General features: G+C 61.2%; 18 protein-coding genes and 1 riboswitch. Of the genes, 13 read left to right on the plus strand and 5 right to left on the minus strand.

The window, feature by feature from the left end; all coding sequences use genetic code 11:
• Positions 1–42: 42 nt before the first annotated feature.
• A complete protein-coding gene (locus JL39_RS21040; protein ID WP_037155284.1) occupies positions 43–444 on the minus strand; it encodes a VOC family protein in 402 nt (133 codons plus the stop codon).
• Between the two features lie 31 nt (positions 445–475).
• Entirely contained in the window at positions 476–1177 is a 702-nt protein-coding gene (locus JL39_RS21045) for an HAD family hydrolase (protein WP_037155286.1), read from the minus strand.
• A gap of 179 nt (positions 1178–1356) precedes the next feature.
• On the opposite strand from JL39_RS21045, the gene rpiA reads away from it, so the two are divergent.
• From rpiA to bluB, 7 genes are all read left to right on the plus strand, one after another.
• A complete protein-coding gene (gene rpiA / locus JL39_RS21050; protein ID WP_037155289.1) occupies positions 1357–2055 on the plus strand; it encodes a ribose-5-phosphate isomerase RpiA in 699 nt (232 codons plus the stop codon).
• Positions 2056–2073: 18 nt separating this feature from the next.
• Positions 2074–2703: a DUF2059 domain-containing protein gene (locus tag JL39_RS21055; protein ID WP_037155291.1), complete on the plus strand. Its 630-nt coding sequence runs from the start codon at positions 2074–2076 to the stop codon at positions 2701–2703.
• A gap of 115 nt (positions 2704–2818) precedes the next feature.
• Positions 2819–4207, plus strand: coding sequence for a glutathione-disulfide reductase (gene gor / locus JL39_RS21060; protein ID WP_037155295.1), 1389 nt, complete (start codon positions 2819–2821; stop codon positions 4205–4207).
• 171 nt (positions 4208–4378) lie between these two features.
• A complete protein-coding gene (locus tag JL39_RS21065; RefSeq protein ID WP_037155298.1) occupies positions 4379–5752 on the plus strand; it encodes a 3-deoxy-7-phosphoheptulonate synthase class II in 1374 nt (457 codons plus the stop codon).
• 154 nt (positions 5753–5906) lie between these two features.
• Entirely contained in the window at positions 5907–6317 is a 411-nt protein-coding gene (locus JL39_RS21070; protein ID WP_152601209.1) for a GFA family protein, read from the plus strand.
• A 64-nt stretch (positions 6318–6381) separates the two neighbouring features.
• Entirely contained in the window at positions 6382–8055 is a 1674-nt protein-coding gene (locus tag JL39_RS21075) for an NAD+ synthase (protein WP_037155305.1), read from the plus strand.
• 69 nt (positions 8056–8124) lie between these two features.
• Positions 8125–8313: riboswitch (cobalamin riboswitch) on the plus strand.
• 76 nt (positions 8314–8389) lie between these two features.
• Positions 8390–9076, plus strand: coding sequence for a 5,6-dimethylbenzimidazole synthase (bluB, locus tag JL39_RS21080; protein WP_037155308.1), 687 nt, complete (start codon positions 8390–8392; stop codon positions 9074–9076).
• A 3-nt stretch (positions 9077–9079) separates the two neighbouring features.
• Here the strand turns inward: bluB and JL39_RS21085 are convergent, their stop codons facing one another.
• Positions 9080–9742: a hypothetical protein gene (locus JL39_RS21085; protein ID WP_037155312.1), complete on the minus strand. Its 663-nt coding sequence runs from the start codon at positions 9740–9742 to the stop codon at positions 9080–9082.
• 120 nt (positions 9743–9862) lie between these two features.
• Positions 9863–12190 (minus strand): NADP-dependent malic enzyme, encoded by a 2328-nt coding sequence (locus JL39_RS21090; protein WP_037155315.1) that lies wholly within the window; start codon positions 12188–12190, stop codon positions 9863–9865.
• Between the two features lie 233 nt (positions 12191–12423).
• On the opposite strand from JL39_RS21090, the gene JL39_RS21095 reads away from it, so the two are divergent.
• The gene (locus JL39_RS21095) at positions 12424–13239 is read left to right on the plus strand and encodes a UDP-2,3-diacylglucosamine diphosphatase (RefSeq protein WP_037155318.1); all 816 of its coding nucleotides are present in this window, start codon (positions 12424–12426) and stop codon (positions 13237–13239) included.
• A gap of 111 nt (positions 13240–13350) precedes the next feature.
• On the plus strand, positions 13351–14556 hold the full coding sequence (locus tag JL39_RS21100) for an MFS transporter (RefSeq protein ID WP_152601210.1): 1206 nt from the start codon (positions 13351–13353) through the stop codon (positions 14554–14556).
• On the opposite strand, the gene dgcA is transcribed toward JL39_RS21100, so the two are convergent.
• Positions 14508–15491 (minus strand): N-acetyl-D-Glu racemase DgcA, encoded by a 984-nt coding sequence (dgcA, locus tag JL39_RS21105; protein WP_037155321.1) that lies wholly within the window; start codon positions 15489–15491, stop codon positions 14508–14510. The two genes, JL39_RS21100 and dgcA, sit on opposite strands and share 49 nt — an antisense overlap.
• 153 nt (positions 15492–15644) lie before the next feature.
• Between dgcA and JL39_RS21110 the strand changes: the two genes are divergently transcribed.
• From JL39_RS21110 to JL39_RS21125, 4 genes are read left to right on the plus strand one after another with little or no spacing between them, the layout of a single operon-like run.
• Positions 15645–16754 carry an ABC transporter permease gene (locus JL39_RS21110; RefSeq protein ID WP_152601214.1) on the plus strand — a complete coding sequence of 370 codons (1110 nt, stop codon included), beginning with the start codon at positions 15645–15647 and terminating at the stop codon, positions 16752–16754.
• On the plus strand, positions 16754–17599 hold the full coding sequence (locus tag JL39_RS21115; protein WP_037155328.1) for an ABC transporter ATP-binding protein: 846 nt from the start codon (positions 16754–16756) through the stop codon (positions 17597–17599). Before JL39_RS21110 ends, JL39_RS21115 begins: the two co-directional genes overlap by 1 nt.
• A 3-nt stretch (positions 17600–17602) precedes the next feature.
• The gene (locus tag JL39_RS21120) at positions 17603–18973 is read left to right on the plus strand and encodes an MlaD family protein (protein WP_037155331.1); all 1371 of its coding nucleotides are present in this window, start codon (positions 17603–17605) and stop codon (positions 18971–18973) included.
• Between the two features lie 32 nt (positions 18974–19005).
• Positions 19006–19623: an ABC-type transport auxiliary lipoprotein family protein gene (locus JL39_RS21125; RefSeq protein ID WP_037155334.1), complete on the plus strand. Its 618-nt coding sequence runs from the start codon at positions 19006–19008 to the stop codon at positions 19621–19623.
• Positions 19624–19893 lie beyond the last annotated feature (270 nt).

Consider the following 19893-nt stretch of genomic DNA (forward strand, 5'->3'; position numbering starts at 1 on the left):
CCTTGTGAATTCAGGGATGCCGTTCCGTTCCTGAAATTTAGTCTAGGATTTCTGCGAATTGCCAGAAGGCCCGAGACTTAGTGGCTCGCCAATCTCGACGGCATGTCTGTCTGGATCGTAAAATCGAAACACCCGCTGTCCCCATGCCTGCCGCTCAATGGGGTGGATCAGTTCCACATGGGGCGCAATCTTTTCGAAGGCCGCCTCAATATCCTCATGTTCGAAATACAACAGCAGGTTTCCTCGTCCGTAGGGTTCTTCCGCAACAGACACTCTCCGCCAAATTGTTTGTTCGAGCGAACTTCCCTCGTGGATCGCAAAACCGGTCTCGAAAAGGACGAAGTTGCCAAAATCCTCCAATATTCTCAGGCCGAGCCTCTTCTGGTAAAATTCCTTGGAGCGATTGATGTCGCGGACAAAAGGGATGGGATTCACAAAGCGCATCGCATTCCCTCCTGAAATTTGATCTCCGTTTTTATTTCGCAGCTGCGGCTATGGGCATGCTGCGGGACATCAGCTTTTCCACCAGGTCTGTCGTCAGTTCATCGTAGCCGCCGATGACATGATTGGGGCCAAGTGTTTCGACCGCGACGTCGGAATAGCCGAATGTCACGGCGACCGAGGGGATGCGAGCATTGTGGGCCGCGAGAATGTCGTTGACGCTGTCGCCGATCATCACGCTCCGCGAGGCGTCGCCACCGGCCTGTTCGATCGTGCCCAGGATGTGGCGGGCGTCTGGCTTGCGCACGGAGAAGGTATCCCCGTATGTCATGGTCACAAACCGATCGGCAAGGCCGAGTTTCTCAATGAGCGGAAAGGCGAGCTGGCCAGCCTTGTTGGTGCAGACCGCAAGCAGCATGCCGGCTGACGACAGCCGGTCGAGGCATTCGATGACACCGGTGTAGGGGCGGCTCTTGCCCGGCATATGCCCCTCGTAATGCTCGATGAACCGGTCGAACAACCGGTCGGCTGTCCGCTCGTCCAGCGGCGCTTTCTTCAGTTCGAAGGCGCGGCGGATCATCACACGCACACCCTGGCCCACGAGATGGGTCAGATCATCGAATGTGACGGGAGCAAGATCGGCTGCCGCGATCGTATGGTTGAGGCTGTCGATGAGGTCCGGTGCGGTATCAATCAACGTACCATCGAGATCGAAAATGACGAGGGGAGCGGTCAATGAAACCTCGCTGGGCTCTTCGGGATATCTTCCGGCTTAAGGAATGTAGCCGCGAAATGCAAATATGCGAGATTCGCGCCCTTGGCAAAACCCGGCTTAAAACACAGGCTGGGGGACTTTCGTTTGCGGGAGGAGGCGTGTAAACAGCGGTTCGACGAAACAGCGGGAGCTTTTGGCGGATGGACGCCCGGGAAATGAAGGTCGAGGCGGCTAAGGCTGCACTGGCATATGTCGAGGACGGCATGCGGCTCGGCATCGGCACCGGTTCGACGGCTGAGGAATTCGTCAGGCTCCTGGCTGAAAAGGTTCATGGGGGCCTAAAGGTCGAGGGGGTCCCGACATCCGAGCGGACGGCCAGACTTTGCCTCGAACTCGGCGTTCCGCTGAAATCGCTCGACGAACTTCCCGAACTCGACCTGACGGTCGACGGCGCCGACGAAGTCGATGCCGATCTGACCCTCATCAAGGGCGGCGGCGGCGCTCTGTTGCGCGAGAAGATCGTCGCGGCCGCTTCGAGCCGCATGATCGTGATTGCCGACGAAAGCAAGCTTGTTGGCGTACTCGGTGCCTTCCCATTGCCGATCGAGGTCAATCCTTTCGGCGAGGCGGCGACCCGCATCGCGATCGAGAGGGCTGCGGCAAAGCTGGGCTTGAGCGGCGAATTGAAGCTGCGCAAATCCGGCGGCGATATCTTCATGACGGATGGCGGCCACCATATTTTCGACGCATCTTTTGGCCGCATTCCTGATGCAGAGGCTCTCTCTGCGGAACTCAATTCCATTCCCGGTGTCGTGGAACACGGGCTGTTCATCCATATGGCGTCCCTTGCGATCATCGCCGGCAAGGCGGGAGCGCGGACGCTTCAGGCGAAGACGTAACTTAGGAGCAATCTACTCATGATCAGATTCGCGGTTCTCGGCCGTGCCGCCGCCCTGGCGTTTCTCGTCTCCGGCGCCCTCACTGTATCGGCTCGCGCGCAGGAGGTGTCGGAAGCCCAGCTTGCTGCCGCACGGGAAGCGATCGCTTCGCTGAACGTCACGGACCGTTACGATAATATTCTGCCCAATCTGGCGGAACGCCTGAAGGCACAGTTCATCCAGGCCTCTCCGAATTTCCAGGAACAGATCTCGAATGTGGTCGATGAGCAGGCACTCGCGCTTGCGGCGCGCCGTGCCGATCTCGAGAAGGAGGCTGCGACCATCTATGCCAAGAGTTTTTCGACCGACGAGCTGAAGGCGATCTCGACCTTCTTCAACACCGACACGGGCAAGAAGCTGCTCAATACCCAGCCGCTCGTGACCCGCGAACTGGTCAAGGCAGCCGAAATCTGGGCGAACGGCATTTCCCGCGACCTCACCAACCAGAGCACCGCAAAACTGCGCGGCATCATCGACGCGGCTCAGATTCCGGCGCCCGTCGTCGATCCCGCACCGGCGGACGTCCAGGCTGCAACGCCGGCACCCGCGCCGGCCAAGCCTGCTGCTCCTGCAGCCAAGCCGGCGCCGACCCCCGCGCCGAAACCCTGATCGCGATACAGACCAATAATTTTGTGAAAGCCCGGAGCGATCCGGGCTTTTCCTTTGCCGGCTCGAAACACTATATGAGGGCCACATCCCGCCGCCTGCCTGAAGGAGAATTTTGATGGCCGCCTATGACTATGATCTCTTCGTGATTGGTGGCGGATCCGGCGGGGTGAGGGCGGGCCGTGTCGCCGCCTCTCTCGGCAAGCGGGTGGCGATCGCGGAGGAATACCGCTTCGGCGGAACTTGCGTCATCCGCGGCTGTGTGCCGAAGAAACTGTTCGTCTATGCCTCCCAATACGCCGAGCATTTCGAAGATGCCGCAGGTTATGGCTGGCAGGTCGGTGAAAGTACGTTCGACTGGAAGAAGCTGATCGCCGCCAAGGACAAGGAGATCACCCGCCTCGAAGGCCTCTACCGGAAAGGTCTGGAGAACAACGGCGCCGAAATCCTCGAAACCCGTGCCGAACTGGTCGACGCCCATACGATCCGGCTCACGAAAACCGGCAAGACCGTGACGGCGGAGAAGATCGTCATCGCGACCGGCGGCGCTCCTAACCCTCACGTGGCCCTGCCGGGTCACGAACTCTGCATCTCCTCCAACGAAGCTTTCCACCTGCCGGAACTGCCGCGTTCGATCCTGATCGCAGGCGGCGGCTATATCGCGGTCGAATTCGCCAACATCTTCCACGGCCTTGGCGTCGATACGACGCTGATCTACCGCGGCAAGGAAATTCTCTCGCGCTTCGACCACGACATGCGCCAGGGCCTCCACAAGGCGATGGTGGAGAAGGGCATCCGCATCATCTTGACCGACGTGATCGAGGACGTGACCAGGGCGCCGGCTGGCGGACTGGTCGCCAAGACGATGTGCGGTGAGACCATAGCCGTCGATACGGTGATGCTGGCGCTTGGCCGTGACCCGAACACAGACGGTTTGGGCCTTGAAGCAGCAGGCGTCGACGTGAACGAACGCGGCGCGATCGTCGTCGACAAATATTCCCGCACCAGCGTGCCGCATATCTATGCGCTCGGCGATGTCACCGATCGGGTGCAGCTGACGCCGGTGGCGATCCATGAGGCGATGTGCTTCATCGAAACCGTCTATAAGGACAATCCGACGGCCCCGGATCATGAACTGATCCCGACCGCGGTCTTCTCGCAGCCGGAGATCGGCACGGTGGGCCTCTCGGAGGAAGAGGCGGCAAAACGCTATCCGGAGCTCGAAATCTACCGCGCCGAATTCCGGCCGATGAAGGCGACGCTGTCGGGCCGCGCGGAAAAGATGATCATGAAGCTGGTCGTTGATGCGGCAAGCCGCAAGGTGGTGGGCGCTCACGTGCTCGGCCACGATGCGGGCGAGATGGCGCAGCTTCTCGGCATCTCGCTGAAGGCGGGCGTCACCAAGGACGATTTCGACCGCACCATGGCTGTCCATCCGACGGCGGCGGAGGAATTCGTCACCATGTATAACCCGAGCTATCGCGTCCGGAACGGCGAGCGCATCTGACGCACTCGCGGCGGACAGCCCTACTGACGGCGACGCCGGAAACGGTGAAACATGGCTGCATCAATGCCGGAAAGGCGGCTATGCAAGGGCTCCGTTAAGGTTTATAAGCCGCGTCTATTTCGAGAAAGGCTGCCCGGCAGGCGATCGCCGTGGTGAAAACAGGTGAGTGAGATGGCACAGAATTGGACCCCGAGCAGTTGGCGGAAAAAACCGATCCAGCAGGTGCCGGACTATCCGGACCAGGCCGCGCTGGCCGCGACGGAAGCTCAGCTCGCGACCTTTCCGCCGCTCGTTTTTGCCGGCGAGGCCCGTCGCCTGAAGAGCCAACTCGCCAAGGTGGCGGAAGGCGATGCCTTCCTGCTGCAGGGGGGCGATTGCGCCGAAAGCTTCGTGGAGCATGGCGCCGACAATATCCGCGACTTCTTCCGTTCGTTCCTGCAGATGGCCGTCGTGCTGACCTATGGAGCTCAGCTTCCGGTGGTCAAGGTCGGACGTATCGCCGGCCAGTTCGCCAAGCCGCGCAGCAATTCCCACGAGACGCAGGATGGCAAGACGCTGCTCACCTATCGCGGCGACATCGTCAACGGCACGGAATTCACCGAGACGGCCCGCGCGCCGGATCCGGAGCGCCAGATGATGGCCTACCGTCAATCGGCGGCGACCCTCAACCTGCTGCGCGCCTTCGCGATGGGTGGCTATGCCAACCTGGAAAACGTGCACAAGTGGATGCTGGGCTTCGTGAAGGATAGCCCGCAGGGCGAGCGCTATCGCAAGCTTGCCGACCGCATCAGCGAGACCATGGATTTCATGAAGGCGATCGGTATCACCTCCGAAAACCAGCCCAGCCTGCGCGAGACCGACTTCTTCACCAGTCATGAAGCGCTGCTGCTCGGTTACGAAGAGGCCTTCACCCGCATCGACTCCACCTCGGGCGACTGGTACGCGACCTCCGGCCACATGCTGTGGATCGGCGACCGTACCCGCCAGCTCGACCACGCGCATGTGGAATATTTCCGCGGAATCAAGAATCCGATCGGTTTGAAATGCGGCCCGTCGCTGCAGGCCGACAATCTGATCGAGCTGATCGATGCCTTGAACCCGGCCAATGAGCCTGGCCGCCTGACGCTGATCTGCCGCTTCGGCCACGACAAGGTCGCCGACTCCCTGCCGAAGCTGATCCGCGCCGTCGAGCGCGAGGGCAAGAAGGTCGTCTGGTCCTGCGACCCGATGCACGGCAATACGATCACGCTCAACAGCTACAAGACGCGGCCCTTCGACCGTATTCTGTCGGAAGTGGAAAGCTTCTTCCAGATTCACCGCGCCGAAGGCACGCATCCCGGCGGCATCCATGTCGAGATGACCGGCAAGGACGTGACGGAGTGCACCGGCGGCGCCCGCGCGGTGACGGCCGGCGACCTGCAGGACCGCTACCACACCCATTGCGATCCGCGCCTCAATGCCGATCAGGCGCTGGAACTGGCCTTCCTGCTCGCCGAGCGGATGAAAAGCGGCCGCGACGAGAAGCGCATGGCCGTCAACGGCTGACATTTTTCATGTCGAGACAACGATAGGCCGGCAGCGATGCCGGCCTTTTCGTTATCTCATGGCTGCAGCTCACAATAAGGATAAGCGAAATCGATTTGACCTGCGCTATCATGCCCGCGACATTGCATTCGGGCATATTCGAATGGAGGCTCCCGTGGAGCAGACGAACAGCGGCCGGTGTCTATGCGGTTCCATCCGGTTTGAGACGACGGGGGCCCTGCGGACGGCGACGGCCTGCCATTGCTCGCAATGCCGCAGGCAGACCGGGCTCTTCTATGTCGCAACCGCCGTGCGGCCTCAGAACCTTCGCATTCAAGGGGAGGAGACGCTCTCCTGGTACCGCGCGAGCGACATGGCCCGGCGCGGTTTCTGCTCCACATGCGGATCCGCGCTTTTCTGGCAGGCCGACGGGGTGGATCAGATTTCGATCATGGCCGGTGCATTCGATCAGCCGAGCGGGCTTGTCATGGGTGAACACATCTATTGCGCCGATAAGGGGGATTTTTACGACATTCCCGAGGATGGCGTACCCCATCATCCCGGCGGTAGGCCCACATCTGCTTGAAACGTCATAAAAATTTTCCCTGGAGCACGTTGCCGCCATCTTCGGCCGGCGCTAAATCCTGACCATGACCCAGGACATCAGCCAGACCCTCCGCATCGCCATAGCCCAGCTCAATCCGACCGTCGGCGATGTCGTCGGCAATCTGGCGCTCGCCCGTGAAGCACGTCGGGACGCCGCCCGCAACGGGGCCGACCTTGTTCTCTTCACCGAACTCTTTATTGCCGGTTATCCTCCGGAGGACCTCGTGGTGAAGCCGGCCTTTCTGAAAACCTGCCTGGATGCCGTCGAACAGCTTGCGGCCGATACGGCCGACGGCGGGCCGGGCGTCGTCATCGGCTTTCCACGCCAGGGCAGGGAGGGCCGGCACAATTCGATCGCCGTGCTCGATGGCGGCAGGGTGATAGCCATCCGCGACAAGGTGGACTTGCCGAACTACGGCGAGTTCGATGAAAAGCGCGTCTTCATTGCCGGCGAAATGCCGGGGCCGGTGAATTTCCGCGGCGTCAGGCTCGGCGTTCCGATCTGCGAGGATATCTGGGGTGAACTCGGCGTCTGCGAGACTTTGTCGGAAAGCGGCGCGGAGATCCTGCTCGTGCCGAACGGCTCGCCCTATTATCGCGGCAAGATGGATATCCGCCATCAGGTGGTGCTGAAACAGGTCATCGAGACCGGCCTGCCGATGATCTATGCTGCGCAAGTCGGCGGCCAGGACGAACTGGTCTTCGACGGCGCGAGTTTTGCCTTCAATGCGGACAAGACACTTGCCTTCCAGATGGACCAATTCCAACCGGCGGTGACGGTGACGGAATGGAACAGGGTCCACGATACCTGGCGCTGCACCGATGGGCCGATGGCGCGCATCCCGGAAAAGGAGGAAGCGGATTACCGCGCCTGCCTGCTCGGCTTCCGCGATTATGTCAACAAGAACGGCTTCAAATCCGTGATCCTCGGCCTGTCCGGCGGCATCGACTCGGCATTGTGCGCGGCCATCGCCGTCGATGCACTGGGTGCGGAGCGGGTGCGCAGCGTGATGCTGCCTTACCGCTACACCTCCGAGGAGTCGCTGAAGGATGCCGCCGATTGCGCCCGTGCGCTCGGCTGCCGCTACGATATTGTGCCGATCGCCGAGCCCGTCGAGGGTTTTTCGTCGGCGCTCTCGGAGCTTTTCGATGGCACGGACGAGGGCGTTACCGAAGAGAACCTGCAGAGCCGGGCGCGCGGCACCATTCTCATGGCGATCTCCAACAAGTTCGGTTCGATGGTGGTGACGACCGGCAACAAGTCGGAAATGTCGGTGGGTTACGCGACGCTCTACGGCGACATGAACGGCGGCTTCAATCCGATCAAGGATCTCTACAAGATGCAGGTTTATGCGCTTGCTGCCTGGCGCAACCAGCACCTGCCGCCGGATGCGCTTGGACCGTCGGGCGCAGTGATCCCGAAGAATATCCTCTCCAAGGCGCCGTCGGCGGAACTCAGGCCTGATCAGACGGACCAGGATTCGTTGCCGTCTTATCCCGTCCTCGACGACATTCTCGAATGCCTGGTGGAGATGGAAATGGGCACGGAGGAGATCGTCTCGCGCGGCCACGACATCACGACCGTCCACCGCATCGAGCATCTGCTTTATCTGGCCGAATACAAGCGGCGGCAATCGGCGCCAGGCGTCAAGATCACCAGGAAGAATTTCGGCCGCGATCGGCGTTATCCGATCACCAACCGGTTCCGGGACCGATAGGTGACCGATCATTTGACCGGGTGAGACGGGAAGATCGGGCGGCTCCACTTGAAACGCTGATCATGGCTTGGCATAACGCCTCCGTCAGGTGCCTGCCTTGCGCAGGAGAATCGGGAATCCGGTGGGAAACCGGAACGTGCCCAACGCTGTGAGGCGGACGCTTGGCCGCAATTCGAAAGCCACTGGAATTTCCGGGAAGGCGGCGGCAGGGGCGGATGAAGCCAAGTCAGAAGACCGGCCTGGCAAGATAGATCGAACCGCGCGGACGGCGGCGAGGTTTCTTGATGCTCCTGCGCGTTCGCGCAGGCGGCGTCAGCATTGTTGGGGATAGACGATGCAACCCGATCCTTTTGCGCATGCCTTGATATCTGCAGGCGAATTTCCGGAACGCGACCGCGCTGCGGTCTATCGCGTGATCGAAACCCGCCGCGACGTGCGCGACCAGTTTCTGCCGGACCCGCTTCCGGACGACCTCGTGATGCGGCTGCTCGGCGCCGCACATTCGGCGCCCTCGGTGGGGTTCATGCAGCCATGGAATTTCATCCTCGTGCGGGATCCCGAGATACGCCAGGCGGCATGGAGTGCCTTTTCGCGAGCCAATGATGAGGCGGCGGAAATGTTTCCGGAGGAGCGCCGCGACATATACCGAAGCCTGAAGCTCGAAGGCATCCGCAAGGCGCCGCTGTCGATCTGCGTGACCTGCGATCCGGATCGCGCCGGGCCGGTCGTCATCGGCCGTACCCATAATCCGCGCATGGACGTCTATTCGACCGTCTGCGCCGTGCAGAACCTGTGGCTTGCCGCCCGCGCCGAAGGGGTCGGCGTCGGCTGGGTGAGCATCTTTCATGAGGAGGATCTGCGCGCGCTGCTCGGCATCCCCGAAAGGATCAGGATCGTCGCCTGGCTGTGCGTCGGCTACGTCGATCAGCTTTATCGGGAGCCGGAACTGGCGGTGAAGGGCTGGCGCGAGCGGCTACCGCTCGAAGATCTGGTTTTCACCGATCGATGGGGCGAGTGCTGACGGCTACTGCTGCGGCTGCGGCCCGCTGGATTTCGGATGGGCGAGGTCTATACTTTCCTCAGGCAGGAATGTCGGTCCGACCATACGTACCTTCTTGTTCGGATCGTAGGGACGTTCCGGCCCCGGCAGGTTCGGCTGGGCGGCAGCCGCCTGCGGCTGTTTGACACGCAGATCGATGATGCCGGAGTAGGGCTCCTCCTTCGGCAACTCGATACCCTGCAGCTTCATTCTCTCCTTGCGGTCCTCTTCCATATCGGAAGGAATGCAGTTGTTGGAGCGGATTGCAGCCAGGATCGCACCGCGCTCGCCGGAGGAGCGAACCAGTTGCCGGGCATTGTCTCTTTCCGCAACAAGCGCGTCGCGGCTTTGCTCCATGGCATCGAGCGTCTGCCGCATCTGATCGCAGACTTCGCCCTTCGGGCCGCCGAGGACAACGACACTGCCCGTGCCGCAGCCCGCCCGGCGCATCTCGATCCTGAGCCCGCGGATTTCGCTGTTCTGGTCGCTGAGTTCCCGCGCATAGCGCCGTATCTCGGCCGTGTTGCCGATGATCTGCGGTGCGTTGTTGAGCTGCCGATAAAGGGCTGCACAGGTCGCGATATCCCGCGCGGAGGCCACGGCGGGAACAAGCAGCAGCGGGGCGATCATCAGGCCGCAAAGGCGCATGAGGTGTTGTCCGGCTCTCTCCAATCACATGATCGCATCATGGAGCAAGCCGGTTGATAATATCATAAAATCGGCTGCCCAACGATTATTATTTAATTATCATATGGTTATATATAAAATTTAAAGTTGAATCTCCAGATTGGGTTGCGATGCTTCCACCACCGCGAGCGCAGCCATGTTCACGACGCCGCGCGAGGTGACCGAGGGCGACAGGATATGCACCGGCATGGCGGCGCCGAGCAGGACCGGGCCGACATGCAGCGCGTCGGTCATGTTCCGCACGACGCCGAGCGAGATGTTCGCCGCATCGAGGTTCGGGAAGATCAGCAGGTTGGCGTCACCAGTCAGTGAACTGTTCGGCATAGCACGCTTGCGCACCGTTTCGGAAAGCGCCGAACCGGCCTGCATTTCGCCGTCCACTTCCAGGCCAGGAGCCTGTTCGCGCACCAGCTTCAGGGCACTGCGCATCTTCTGGGCGCTTTCGGAATCCCGTGAGCCGAAGTTCGAATGGCAGATCAGCGCTGCCTTCGGGAGGATGCCGAAGCGGCGGACTTCCTCGGCCGCCAGGATGGTGATCTCGGCGATCTCCTGCGCCGACGGATTGTAGTTGACGAACGTATCGGCGAGGAAGAGCGCGCCGCGCTGAGAGATCACGAGGCTGAGCCCCGAGAAGGCGCAGACGCCCGGACGCCGGCCGATGATCTGGTCGACGTCCTTCAGGTGCCGGTCATAACCGCCCTCGACGCCACAGATCAGCGCATCGGCTTCGCCGCGTTTCACCGACAATAAACCGATCACCGTATTGTTGGTGCGCACGATGGTGCGGGCGCTTTCCGGGTTGATGCCCTTGCGGCCGACCAGGGCGAAATAATCGTCAACATAATCGCGGTAGCGCGGATCGTCTTCCGGATTGACCACGGCGAAATCGACATTCGGGCGGATGCGGATGCCGAAACGCTTGAGCCGGGCTTCGATCACCGACGGGCGGCCGATCAGGATCGGCGTTGCCGTCTTTTCCTCCAAGAGCACCTGGGCTGCCCGCAGCACGCGTTCGTCCTCGCCTTCGGCAAAGATGACTCGCTTCCTTTCGGCCGTCTTGGCGGCGTTGAAGATCGGCTTCATCACGAAGCCGGAGCGCCAGACGAAACGGTTCAGCTGGTCGAGATAGGCATCGAAATCTTGGATCGGCCTCGACGCGACGCCGCTTTCAGCGGCAGCTCTGGCGACGGCCGGCGCGATGCGCAGGATGAGGCGTGGATCGAAGGGCGAGGGGATCAGGTAATCCGGACCGAAGACCGGCGTATCGCCGGAATAGGCGCGTGCGGCAACGTCGGAGACTTCTTCGCGCGCGAGGGCTGCGATCGCCTTGACCGCCGCCATCTTCATGTCCTCGTTGATCGTCCGGGCGCCGCAATCGAGCGCCCCACGGAAGATATACGGGAAGCACAGCACGTTGTTGACCTGGTTCGGGAAATCCGAGCGGCCGGTGCAGATCATCGCGTCCGGGCGGGCTGCGCGCGCAAGCTCAGGCATGATTTCCGGAGTCGGATTGGCAAGCGCCATGATCAGCGGCTTCGGTGCCATGCGGGCGAGCAGTTCCGGTTTGAGCACACCCGCGGCGGAAAGCCCGAGGAAGACATCGGCGTCGTCGATGCTGTCGGCAAGTACGCGCTTGTCACTCTTCTGCGCATAGATCGCCTTCCATTCGTCCATCAGTTCGGTGCGGCCTTCATAGACGAGGCCCTCGATATCGTGGACCCAGATATTCTCCTTCCTTGCACCGAGCGAGACGAGGAGATGCAGACAGGCGAGAGCCGCGGCACCGGCGCCCGACGTGACGATCTTCACGTCGGCGATATTCTTGCCGGCAAGCTCCAGTCCGTTGAGGATCGCGGCGGCGACGATGATCGCGGTACCGTGCTGGTCGTCATGGAAGACCGGAATGTTCATTTTTTCGCGAAGCCGACGCTCCACCTCGAAACATTCCGGCGCCTTGATGTCCTCGAGGTTGATACCGCCGAAGGTCGGCTCCAGCGCCGAGACGGTCGAGACCATGGCATCGATGCTCGCTGCGTCGATTTCGATGTCGAAGACGTCGATGCCCGCAAATTTCTTGAAGAGAACGGCTTTCCCTTCCATCACCGGCTTCGAGGCGAGCGGTCCGATATTGCCGAGGCCGAGTACGGCAGTACCATTGGAGATAACGGCGACAAGATTGGCGCGGGCGGTGTAATCCGCCGCCATATCGGGATTGTCGCGGATCGCAAGGCAGGGTGCCGCCACCCCGGGCGAATAGGCGAGCGCCAGGTCGCGCTGGTTGCCGAGCGGCTTGGTCGCCTGGATCTCCAGTTTGCCGGGGCGGGGATAGCGGTGGAAGAACAGCGCCTGTTCATCGAGATCGCCGCTGGCTGGCATGGCGGACGATTTCGGTTTTTCTTGCGCGTTCATGGTTCCTCCTGGCTTGTCTTGTTCTGTCTCGGCTGGATCGAAAGGAGAGAGTCCTCCTTACATCAATCGACCCGACGGAACAGCAGCTAATTTGCGGTCGTGGCGGAAATCGGAAGGAGAGCTGGAATGACGCTCGGCTGCCCGCAGGAGCGGCTTTTCCATGTTTTGTCATCATCCTGAAACACGAGTCTGGTTTTGGAAATCGCGAGAGGCGGCAGCGAAAGGACGACTTCGTGACCGGTCAAGTGGATACAAGGCATTTCAGAACGCTTTTCATCTCGGACGTGCATCTGGGTTCCAAGGCCGCCCGAACCGATTTTCTCCTCGATTTCCTGCGCTATCATGAAGCTGATACGCTTTTTCTGGTCGGCGATATCGTTGACGGCTGGCGCCTGAAGCGCAACTGGTACTGGCCGCAAGGCTGCAATGACGTCGTGCAGAAGCTCCTCCGCAAGGCGCGAAAGGGAGCCCGCATCGTCTATATTCCCGGCAATCACGATGAGTTCCTGCGTTCGTTTCCGGGAATGCACTTCGGCGGCATCGAAGTGGCCGAACGCGCGATCTACGAAATGGCGGACGGCAAGAAATACCTGATCCTGCACGGCGACGAATTCGACGTGGTCGTACGCAATGCCCGTCTGCTCGCCTATCTCGGCGACTGGGCCTATGACGCGGCGATCGCCATCAACGTCGTGCTTGCCGCCGTCCGCCGCCGCCTCGGCATGCCCTACTGGTCCTTCTCCGCCTGGGCGAAGCTGCAGGTCAAGCATGCGGTCAACTTCATCGGCGAGTTCCAGCGTGTCGTGGCCGAGGAAGCCCGCCGCAACAATGTCGACGGCGTCATCTGCGGCCATATCCATCACGCGGTGATGGAGGATATCGAGGGCATCCATTACGTCAACACCGGCGACTGGGTGGAAAGCTGCACGGCGATTGCCGAGAACCACGACGGCACGCTCGAAATGATCTCGTGGCAGAAGATCGGCAACACGGCCGAGATCAAGGCTTTGCCGAAGCCGCAGTCGGTCGAGGATATGCAGGCCGCTTGAGAAGCGGCCCGTAGATGGCTGATCGTATCAGATGGCTATTTCTGGCCATAGGCAGGGTCGGGGCGCTTGTGTTAGGTAAGCTGGAAATTTCAGCAACCTGCCCGTGAAGTCGTGATTCCTCCCCATACGGCGCCTCCAGCGCCCCGGTTATTCCAACTGCGCTGTGCCCTTGCCTACGGAGCGCCGCTCGGGGTCAATGGCATTATCTTGCCCTATCTGCCCGTCTGGCTCGACGCACTGGCTTTCACGGAATTCGAAATCGGCATCATATTGGCGATGCAGCTTCTCCTGCGCGTGCTTGCAGCGCCGGTATCGGGGGTTTTCGCAGACCGCCTGAGCGAGCGGACTTTGATTCTTGCATGGTCCGGCGCGCTGTCGTTGTTGACGGCCCTGGCCATGTTCTTCGTTCGTGACTTCTGGTCGGTCCTTCTGGTCATCGGGATTCAGGCGGCTGTGTTTGCGCCTTACCCGCCGATCGTCGAATCGATCGCAGTGACCGGAGTGCGCCGCTGGGGGTTCCAATACGGATCGATGCGCGTCTGGGGTTCCATTGGTTTCGTGGCCGCGACCCTTCTCGTCGGCGAGTTGCGCGGCGTCTGGGGCGTTCAGGCCATACCTTCGGCCATGGTGATCGGTTTCCTGCTGACGGTCGCCGTCGCCTTCGCAGCACCCAGGCTCGGGCGGGCGGCAATCCGACCCGGAACAGACAAGGCTCTGCAGCCGAGCTCACTCGGACGGTTCGATCTGCATGTATTGATGATCGGCGCGTCGGTGGCTCAGGCCAGCCATGGAATGTTCTATACGTTCGGCACCATCCATTGGCAGCAGATCGGGCTCTCGAGCGGTTCGATCGGTGTGCTGTGGAGTGCGGCGGTTCTTTCCGAGATATTGGTCTTGTTTGCGGCCGGGCGGATTGCGAGACGCCTTTCACCCTGGTCGCTGATGCGAATCGGCTGCGCGGTTGCCGTTGTCCGCTGGACGCTGTTCCCGTTGCCGCTGGGCTTTTGGGGTTATATGGCGCTGCAGGTCGCGCACGCCTTCACCTTCGCTTTCGTGCATATCGGGCTGCAGCACAGGCTGGTGGAAACCGTGCGCGAAGACCAGGAGACCTCGATGCAGGGCGCCTATGTCTTCTATAACGGCGTCTTTCTGGCACTTTCGACGTTACTCTCCGGTATGCTCTACCGGCAGTTCGGATTGACGAGCTATGTTGCGATGTCGGTCCTGGCGCTTGTCGGCCTTGCGATCATCGCGCTCGCGGCGAAGCTTCAGCCCCAGAGGCTGGCTTCCGGCGGATACACGAGCGAGCCCTCGTAGCGCAATCCGCCCGGCCGGTCGCGGGCCAAGAGCAGCGGACCGTCGAGATCGGCATAATCGGCATCCTGGGCGAGCAGGACGGCCGGTGCCATGGCAAGCGAGGATCCGACCATGCAGCCGATCATCACCGCAAATCCGAGACGCTGCGCTTCCTCCTTCATGGCAAGTGCTTCAGTCAGACCACCGGTCTTGTCGAGCTTGATGTTGACCGCGTCATAACGGTCGCGAAGGCTTTCCAAATCCTTGGTCGCATGCACGCTTTCGTCGGCGCAGACCGAGACCAGATGACGGATGCCGGTGAGTGCGGCGTCCCTGCCGGCCGGGAGCGGCTGCTCGATCAGGGACACGTTGGTTTCGGCGGCAATCGCCATATGGTGGGTAAGATTGTCCTCCGTCCATCCCTCGTTGGCATCGACGATAATGCGGGAATCCGGCGCTGCCTCGCGGACGGCGCGGAGGCGGACCTCGTCATTGTCGGTTCCCAGCTTGATCTTGAGGAGGGGGCGATTCGCATTCTTCCGCGCTTCGGCCGCCATGGCCTCCGGTTCGCCGAGCGAAAGCGTGAAGGCCGTGACGAAGGGCTTGGAATTCGAAGCGCCGATCATATCGGCGACACGCCGGCCGGTCCGCTTGGCTTCGAGGTCCCAGAGGGCGCAATCCACCGCATTGCGGGCAGCCCCCGGCTTCATCCGCGCCTGCAACTCTTCACGCGTCAAACCGTCGCGAATCGCCTCGGCGATGGACCGGATATCGGCAATCACCCCTTCCACGGTTTCGCCATAACGCTTGTAGGGCACGCATTCTCCACGGCCGGAACGGCCATTTTCATGAATCATGCAGGTGATGACGTCCGCTTCCGTCTTGGAACCGCGCGAGATTGTGAACTTGCCGGCGATCGGGAATGATTCGATTGTGGCTTCGAGGTGACGGCTCATGGTTTTACGCTTCCCGTTGTGGCAAATACTTACGAGGTGGCTATATTGCCCGTCGCAAAAAATGCGATCAACTGTATCGTATGAAACCTTTTTTAGCCGCTGTTACGAAAGAAGCCTGTGACGTTTAGGTCTGCCGAAATCAAGGCCGAAGATCTGCCCGGCGGCGACGGTGAGCGTTACCTGCTGTCCGGCGACTGGCGCGGCCAGACGATCCTGTCGATGCTGAAGGAGTTCCAACATCTGGAGCAGGTCCGGAGCCGGGGCAGGGTGGAAATCGACCTTTCCGGCATAGCCGGCATCGACACGGCCGGAGCCTGGCTGATCCGCCGGCTGATGACGGCGAAGGGCGAGCAGGGCAGCGAAGCCGTATTGATCGGCGGTGAAGGACCAATTCGCGAGCTGATCGGGGTATTGCCGGAAAAGGCGCCGGCACCGCCGTCGGACCAGGGCGACAAGGGCACGCTCTTCGAGCGCCTTTTTGCGCCGACCGGCAAGGCCATGGCGGAACTCGGCAGCGATTTCTACGCGGCGATGCATATTCTCGGCTCCGCGGTTCGCGGCGCGCAGATGAAGCTCGGCCGCGGCGCCGGCGTCTCGCCCGCTTCCGTAGTCACCCATATCGACCGCATGGGCGTGCGCGCCGTGCCGATCATCGTGCTGATGTCGTTTTTGATCGGTGCAATCATCGCGCAGCAGGGCGCTTTCCAGCTCCGCTATTTCGGAGCCGAAATCTTCGTCGTAGACCTCGTCGGCATCCTGCAGCTGCGCGAGATCGGTGTGCTCCTGACAGCAATCATGATCGCCGGCCGATCCGGAAGCGCGATCACCGCCGAGATCGGCTCGATGAAGATGCGCGAGGAGATCGACGCGCTGACGGTGATCGGCCTCAACCCCGTGGGCGTCTTGATCTTCCCGCGCCTCGTGGCGCTGACGGTCGCGCTGCCGCTCCTGACCATTGTTGCCAACTTCGCCGCGCTTACGGGAGCGGCGGTCGTTGCCTGGGCTTATTCCGGCATCACCTTCGATACCTATCTGTCACGCCTGCACGAGGCGATCGACCACACGTCCGTCGCATCCGGCATGATCAAGGCCCCGTTCATGGCGCTGTCGATCGGCATCGTTGCGGCTGTCGAGGGCATGAAGGTCGGCGGCAGCGCCGAATCCCTCGGCCAGCACGTCACGACATCCGTCGTAAAGGCAATCTTCGTCGTCATCCTTATGGATGCAGTTTTCGCCATCTTCTATTCCGCGATCGATTTCTGATGGAGAAGGGTTTGGAAGCGGTGAAGCAAGAGGGAGAGGTCAATGCGGATGGCCGGCAGGTCGTGCTTTCGGTGCGCGACGTAACGGTCGGCTTCGGCAGCCAGCTTGTGCTCGATCACCTGAACCTCGACGTTTATCGCGGTGAGATCCTGGGATTTGTCGGTGCTTCCGGGACGGGCAAGTCGGTGCTGATGCGCACGGTGCTCGGCCTTCTGCCGCATCGGTCCGGCACGATCGAAATCCTCGGTGTCGATTACGACAATGCTTCGGAAGAGGAGCGCATGCTGGTCGACATGCGGCTCGGCGTGCTTTTCCAGCACGGTGCTCTGTTCTCGGCACTGACGGTCAAGGAAAACATCCAGCTTCCGATGCGCGAATATCTCGACCTGCCGCAATCGCTGATGGACGAGCTTGCCTATCTGAAGGTCGAGATGGTCGGCCTGTCGCCGGATGCGGCAGACAAATATCCCTCCGAACTGTCAGGCGGCATGATCAAGCGTGCCGCGCTTGCGAGGGCGCTCGCGCTCGATCCGGACCTCGTCTTCCTCGATGAGCCGACATCCGGCCTCGATCCGATCGGTGCGGCCGATTTCGACGCGCTCATCGCCAAGCTGCGCGATACGCTGGGCTTGACCGTCTATATGGTAACACATGACCTGGACAGCCTTTTTTCGGTTTGCGACCGTATTGCCGTCCTTGGCCAGAAACGGGTATTGGTGGAAGGAACACTTGAGGATATGTTTGCCTGTGACGATCCATGGGTTCAGTCCTATTTCCGTGGCAAACGGGCGCGGTCGGTCGTGGCTCACGAAAAGCAGCCGACAGCAGAAGTAGAGAAGACGTAATCCATGGAAACCAGAGCCAACTACGCCCTTGTCGGTTTCTTTACACTTCTGGTGATCGCAGCCGCTTTCGGGTTTGTCTACTGGATGGCCCAATCCGGCCGTGGCGGGCCGACGGCCGAGCTGGCGATTCGCATCCCGGGTTCGGCCAACGGCCTTTCCGTCGGTTCGCCGGTCCGTTTCAACGGCATTCCCGTCGGTTCCGTGCGAGGCCTCACGATCGACCCGGACGATCCGCGCTATTCGATCGCGTTCACGGAAGTCAGGGCCGACGCGCCGGTCTACCAGTCAACCCAGGCGAGGCTGGAAGTGCAGGGGCTGACGGGGGCCGCCTATATCGAACTTTCCGGCGGCGCAAAGGGCGAGGAGAATATCCTCCAGAAATCGCTGGAGACCGGCCGGCCGGCGGTGCTGATTGCCGAACAATCGAGCGTGACGAACCTGCTTGCGACCGCCGACAAGATCCTCCAGCGCGCCGATGAAGCGATCGGCGATATTCAGGGGTTTGCCGCGGATGCACGCGGGCCGCTGACCCAGACCATCCGCAACGTCGAGACCTTCACGTCGTCGCTCGCCCAGAACTCCGACAGCATCGACAAGTTTTTGAACAGCCTTTCGACGCTCTCGGTGACGATCGACAGCGTCTCCGGAACGCTGAATTCGACGCTCGAAGCCGCCGAGAAACTGGTCAGCGCGATCGACGCGGAAAAGATCAACGCCGTCGTTTCCAACACCGAACGCGCCACCCGCAACATCGCCAATGCTTCCGACAATTTCGGAGACCTCGTGACGAATGTGAAGAATGCCGCCGCGAGCTTCGAACAGGCCGGAGTGCAGGCCCAGAACGTTCTCAAGCGGGTCGATACGGTGATGAATTCCGTCGATCCCGATCAGGTCAAGACGACCATTGCCAACATCACCGCAGCCTCCGAGGATGCCCGGCAGACCGTCAGCTCGGCGCGCAATGTGGTGGATGGCTTCACCGAGCGCCGCGAGGATATCAACCGCGCCATTGGCGACTTCACGGAACTGGCGAGAAAGCTGAACGAGGCCTCCAGCCGCGTAGACGGTATCCTGGCCAAGGTCGATGGGCTCGTTTCCAGCGACGATTCACAAGGTCTTTTCGTAGAGGCCCGCAGAACGCTTGAATCCTTCCGCACCGTCGCCGACAACATCAATGCGCGCGTTGGCCCGATAGCAGACAATCTGTCACGTTTCTCGTCGAGCGGTCTGAGGGATATCCAGACGCTCGTGAACGACGCTCGACGTACCGTGCAGTCACTCGACCAGACGATCAGCAATTTCGACCAGAATCCGCAGCGGCTGATCTTCGGCGGCGAGACAGTAAAGCAATATGACGGCAGGACACGGCGGTAAGCGGGACGTTCATGTCGGAGAATGGGGGTTTGATGACCGGTTCGGAGTTCCTGGGACAACGTGCGGACCGCCGTCCGTTTCTGCTCGCGGCGCTGCCGCTCGTGGCCATGCTGGTAACCGGCTGCGGCAGCAAGGCGAACAACGATACATTCGACCTGTCGATCACGCCTTCCGGGCAGGGTCCGGCCGCCCGCAACCGCCAGATCCTGGTGCCGGAGCCGACGGCGCTGAAATTGCTGAACAGCGAGCAGGTCGTCGTGCGCGTTTCGCCGTCGGAGATCCAGTATCTCGCCGATTCCCGCTGGGGCGACCGCCTGCCGGCTCTCGTTCAATCGAAGCTCGTCGAGGCCTTCGAGAATTCCGGCCGCCTTGGCGGCGTCGGCAAGCCGGGGCAGGGGCTTGCGATCGACTATCAGGTCGTCACCGATATTCGCGCCTTTGAAGTGACAGCGACCAGCCCGCGCGTAGCGAATGTGGAAATCTCCGCAAAGCTTCTCAACGACCGCAACGGCACGGTACGCGCCCAGAGCGTCTTCACGGCAACTGCGCCCGTTTCCGGCCAGGAGAACCGCGATTTCATCGAGGCGCTCGACAGAGCGTTTGCCAAGGTCGGCGCCGAGATCGTCGACTGGGCGCTGAAGTCGATATGAGACATCAATGCCTGGAATTCGGTTGGCGGATGTTCTAAGTTCCACGGTCCGACCCTACGTGAGCCAGTGCACCGCCGATGGGGATACCTTGTCTTGTCGGATCAGCGCGTTGAGCGACTGCCCCAAACCCCACAAAATCGACTTTCATGGACGTGCGGAAGAAGGCGATCTCTTCGCTGCCGTGGTCCGCGGTTTGTCTATGCCCTATCGCCAACTTAGAGCGTCGGGCGATTAATATGCAACGCATCCGGCTTGCCGAAAATAGTTCCA

Origin of the sequence: Rhizobium sp. YS-1r, assembly GCF_000757525.1 — a bacterium.
Taxonomy (GTDB): Bacteria; Pseudomonadota; Alphaproteobacteria; order Rhizobiales; family Rhizobiaceae; genus Neorhizobium; species Neorhizobium petrolearium.

Bases quoted from the DNA above. Each gene is read 5' to 3' on its own strand.
- dgcA (WP_037155321.1), bottom strand. From the start codon at position 15,491: ATGAGCCGTCACCTCGAAGCCACAATCGAATCATTCCCGATCGCCGGC.
- JL39_RS21075 (WP_037155305.1), top strand. From the start codon at position 6,382: ATGACCCAGGACATCAGCCAGACCCTCCGCATCGCCATAGCCCAGCTC.
- bluB (WP_037155308.1), top strand. From the start codon at position 8,390: ATGCAACCCGATCCTTTTGCGCATGCCTTGATATCTGCAGGCGAATTT.
- JL39_RS21040 (WP_037155284.1), bottom strand. From the start codon at position 444: ATGCGCTTTGTGAATCCCATCCCTTTTGTCCGCGACATCAATCGCTCC.
- gor (WP_037155295.1), top strand. From the start codon at position 2,819: ATGGCCGCCTATGACTATGATCTCTTCGTGATTGGTGGCGGATCCGGC.
- JL39_RS21120 (WP_037155331.1), top strand. From the start codon at position 17,603: ATGGAAACCAGAGCCAACTACGCCCTTGTCGGTTTCTTTACACTTCTG.
- rpiA (WP_037155289.1), top strand. From the start codon at position 1,357: ATGGACGCCCGGGAAATGAAGGTCGAGGCGGCTAAGGCTGCACTGGCA.
- JL39_RS21090 (WP_037155315.1), bottom strand. From the start codon at position 12,190: ATGAACGCGCAAGAAAAACCGAAATCGTCCGCCATGCCAGCCAGCGGC.
- JL39_RS21115 (WP_037155328.1), top strand. From the start codon at position 16,754: ATGGAGAAGGGTTTGGAAGCGGTGAAGCAAGAGGGAGAGGTCAATGCG.
- JL39_RS21055 (WP_037155291.1), top strand. From the start codon at position 2,074: ATGATCAGATTCGCGGTTCTCGGCCGTGCCGCCGCCCTGGCGTTTCTC.
- JL39_RS21065 (WP_037155298.1), top strand. From the start codon at position 4,379: ATGGCACAGAATTGGACCCCGAGCAGTTGGCGGAAAAAACCGATCCAG.
- JL39_RS21125 (WP_037155334.1), top strand. From the start codon at position 19,006: ATGACCGGTTCGGAGTTCCTGGGACAACGTGCGGACCGCCGTCCGTTT.
- JL39_RS21085 (WP_037155312.1), bottom strand. From the start codon at position 9,742: ATGCGCCTTTGCGGCCTGATGATCGCCCCGCTGCTGCTTGTTCCCGCC.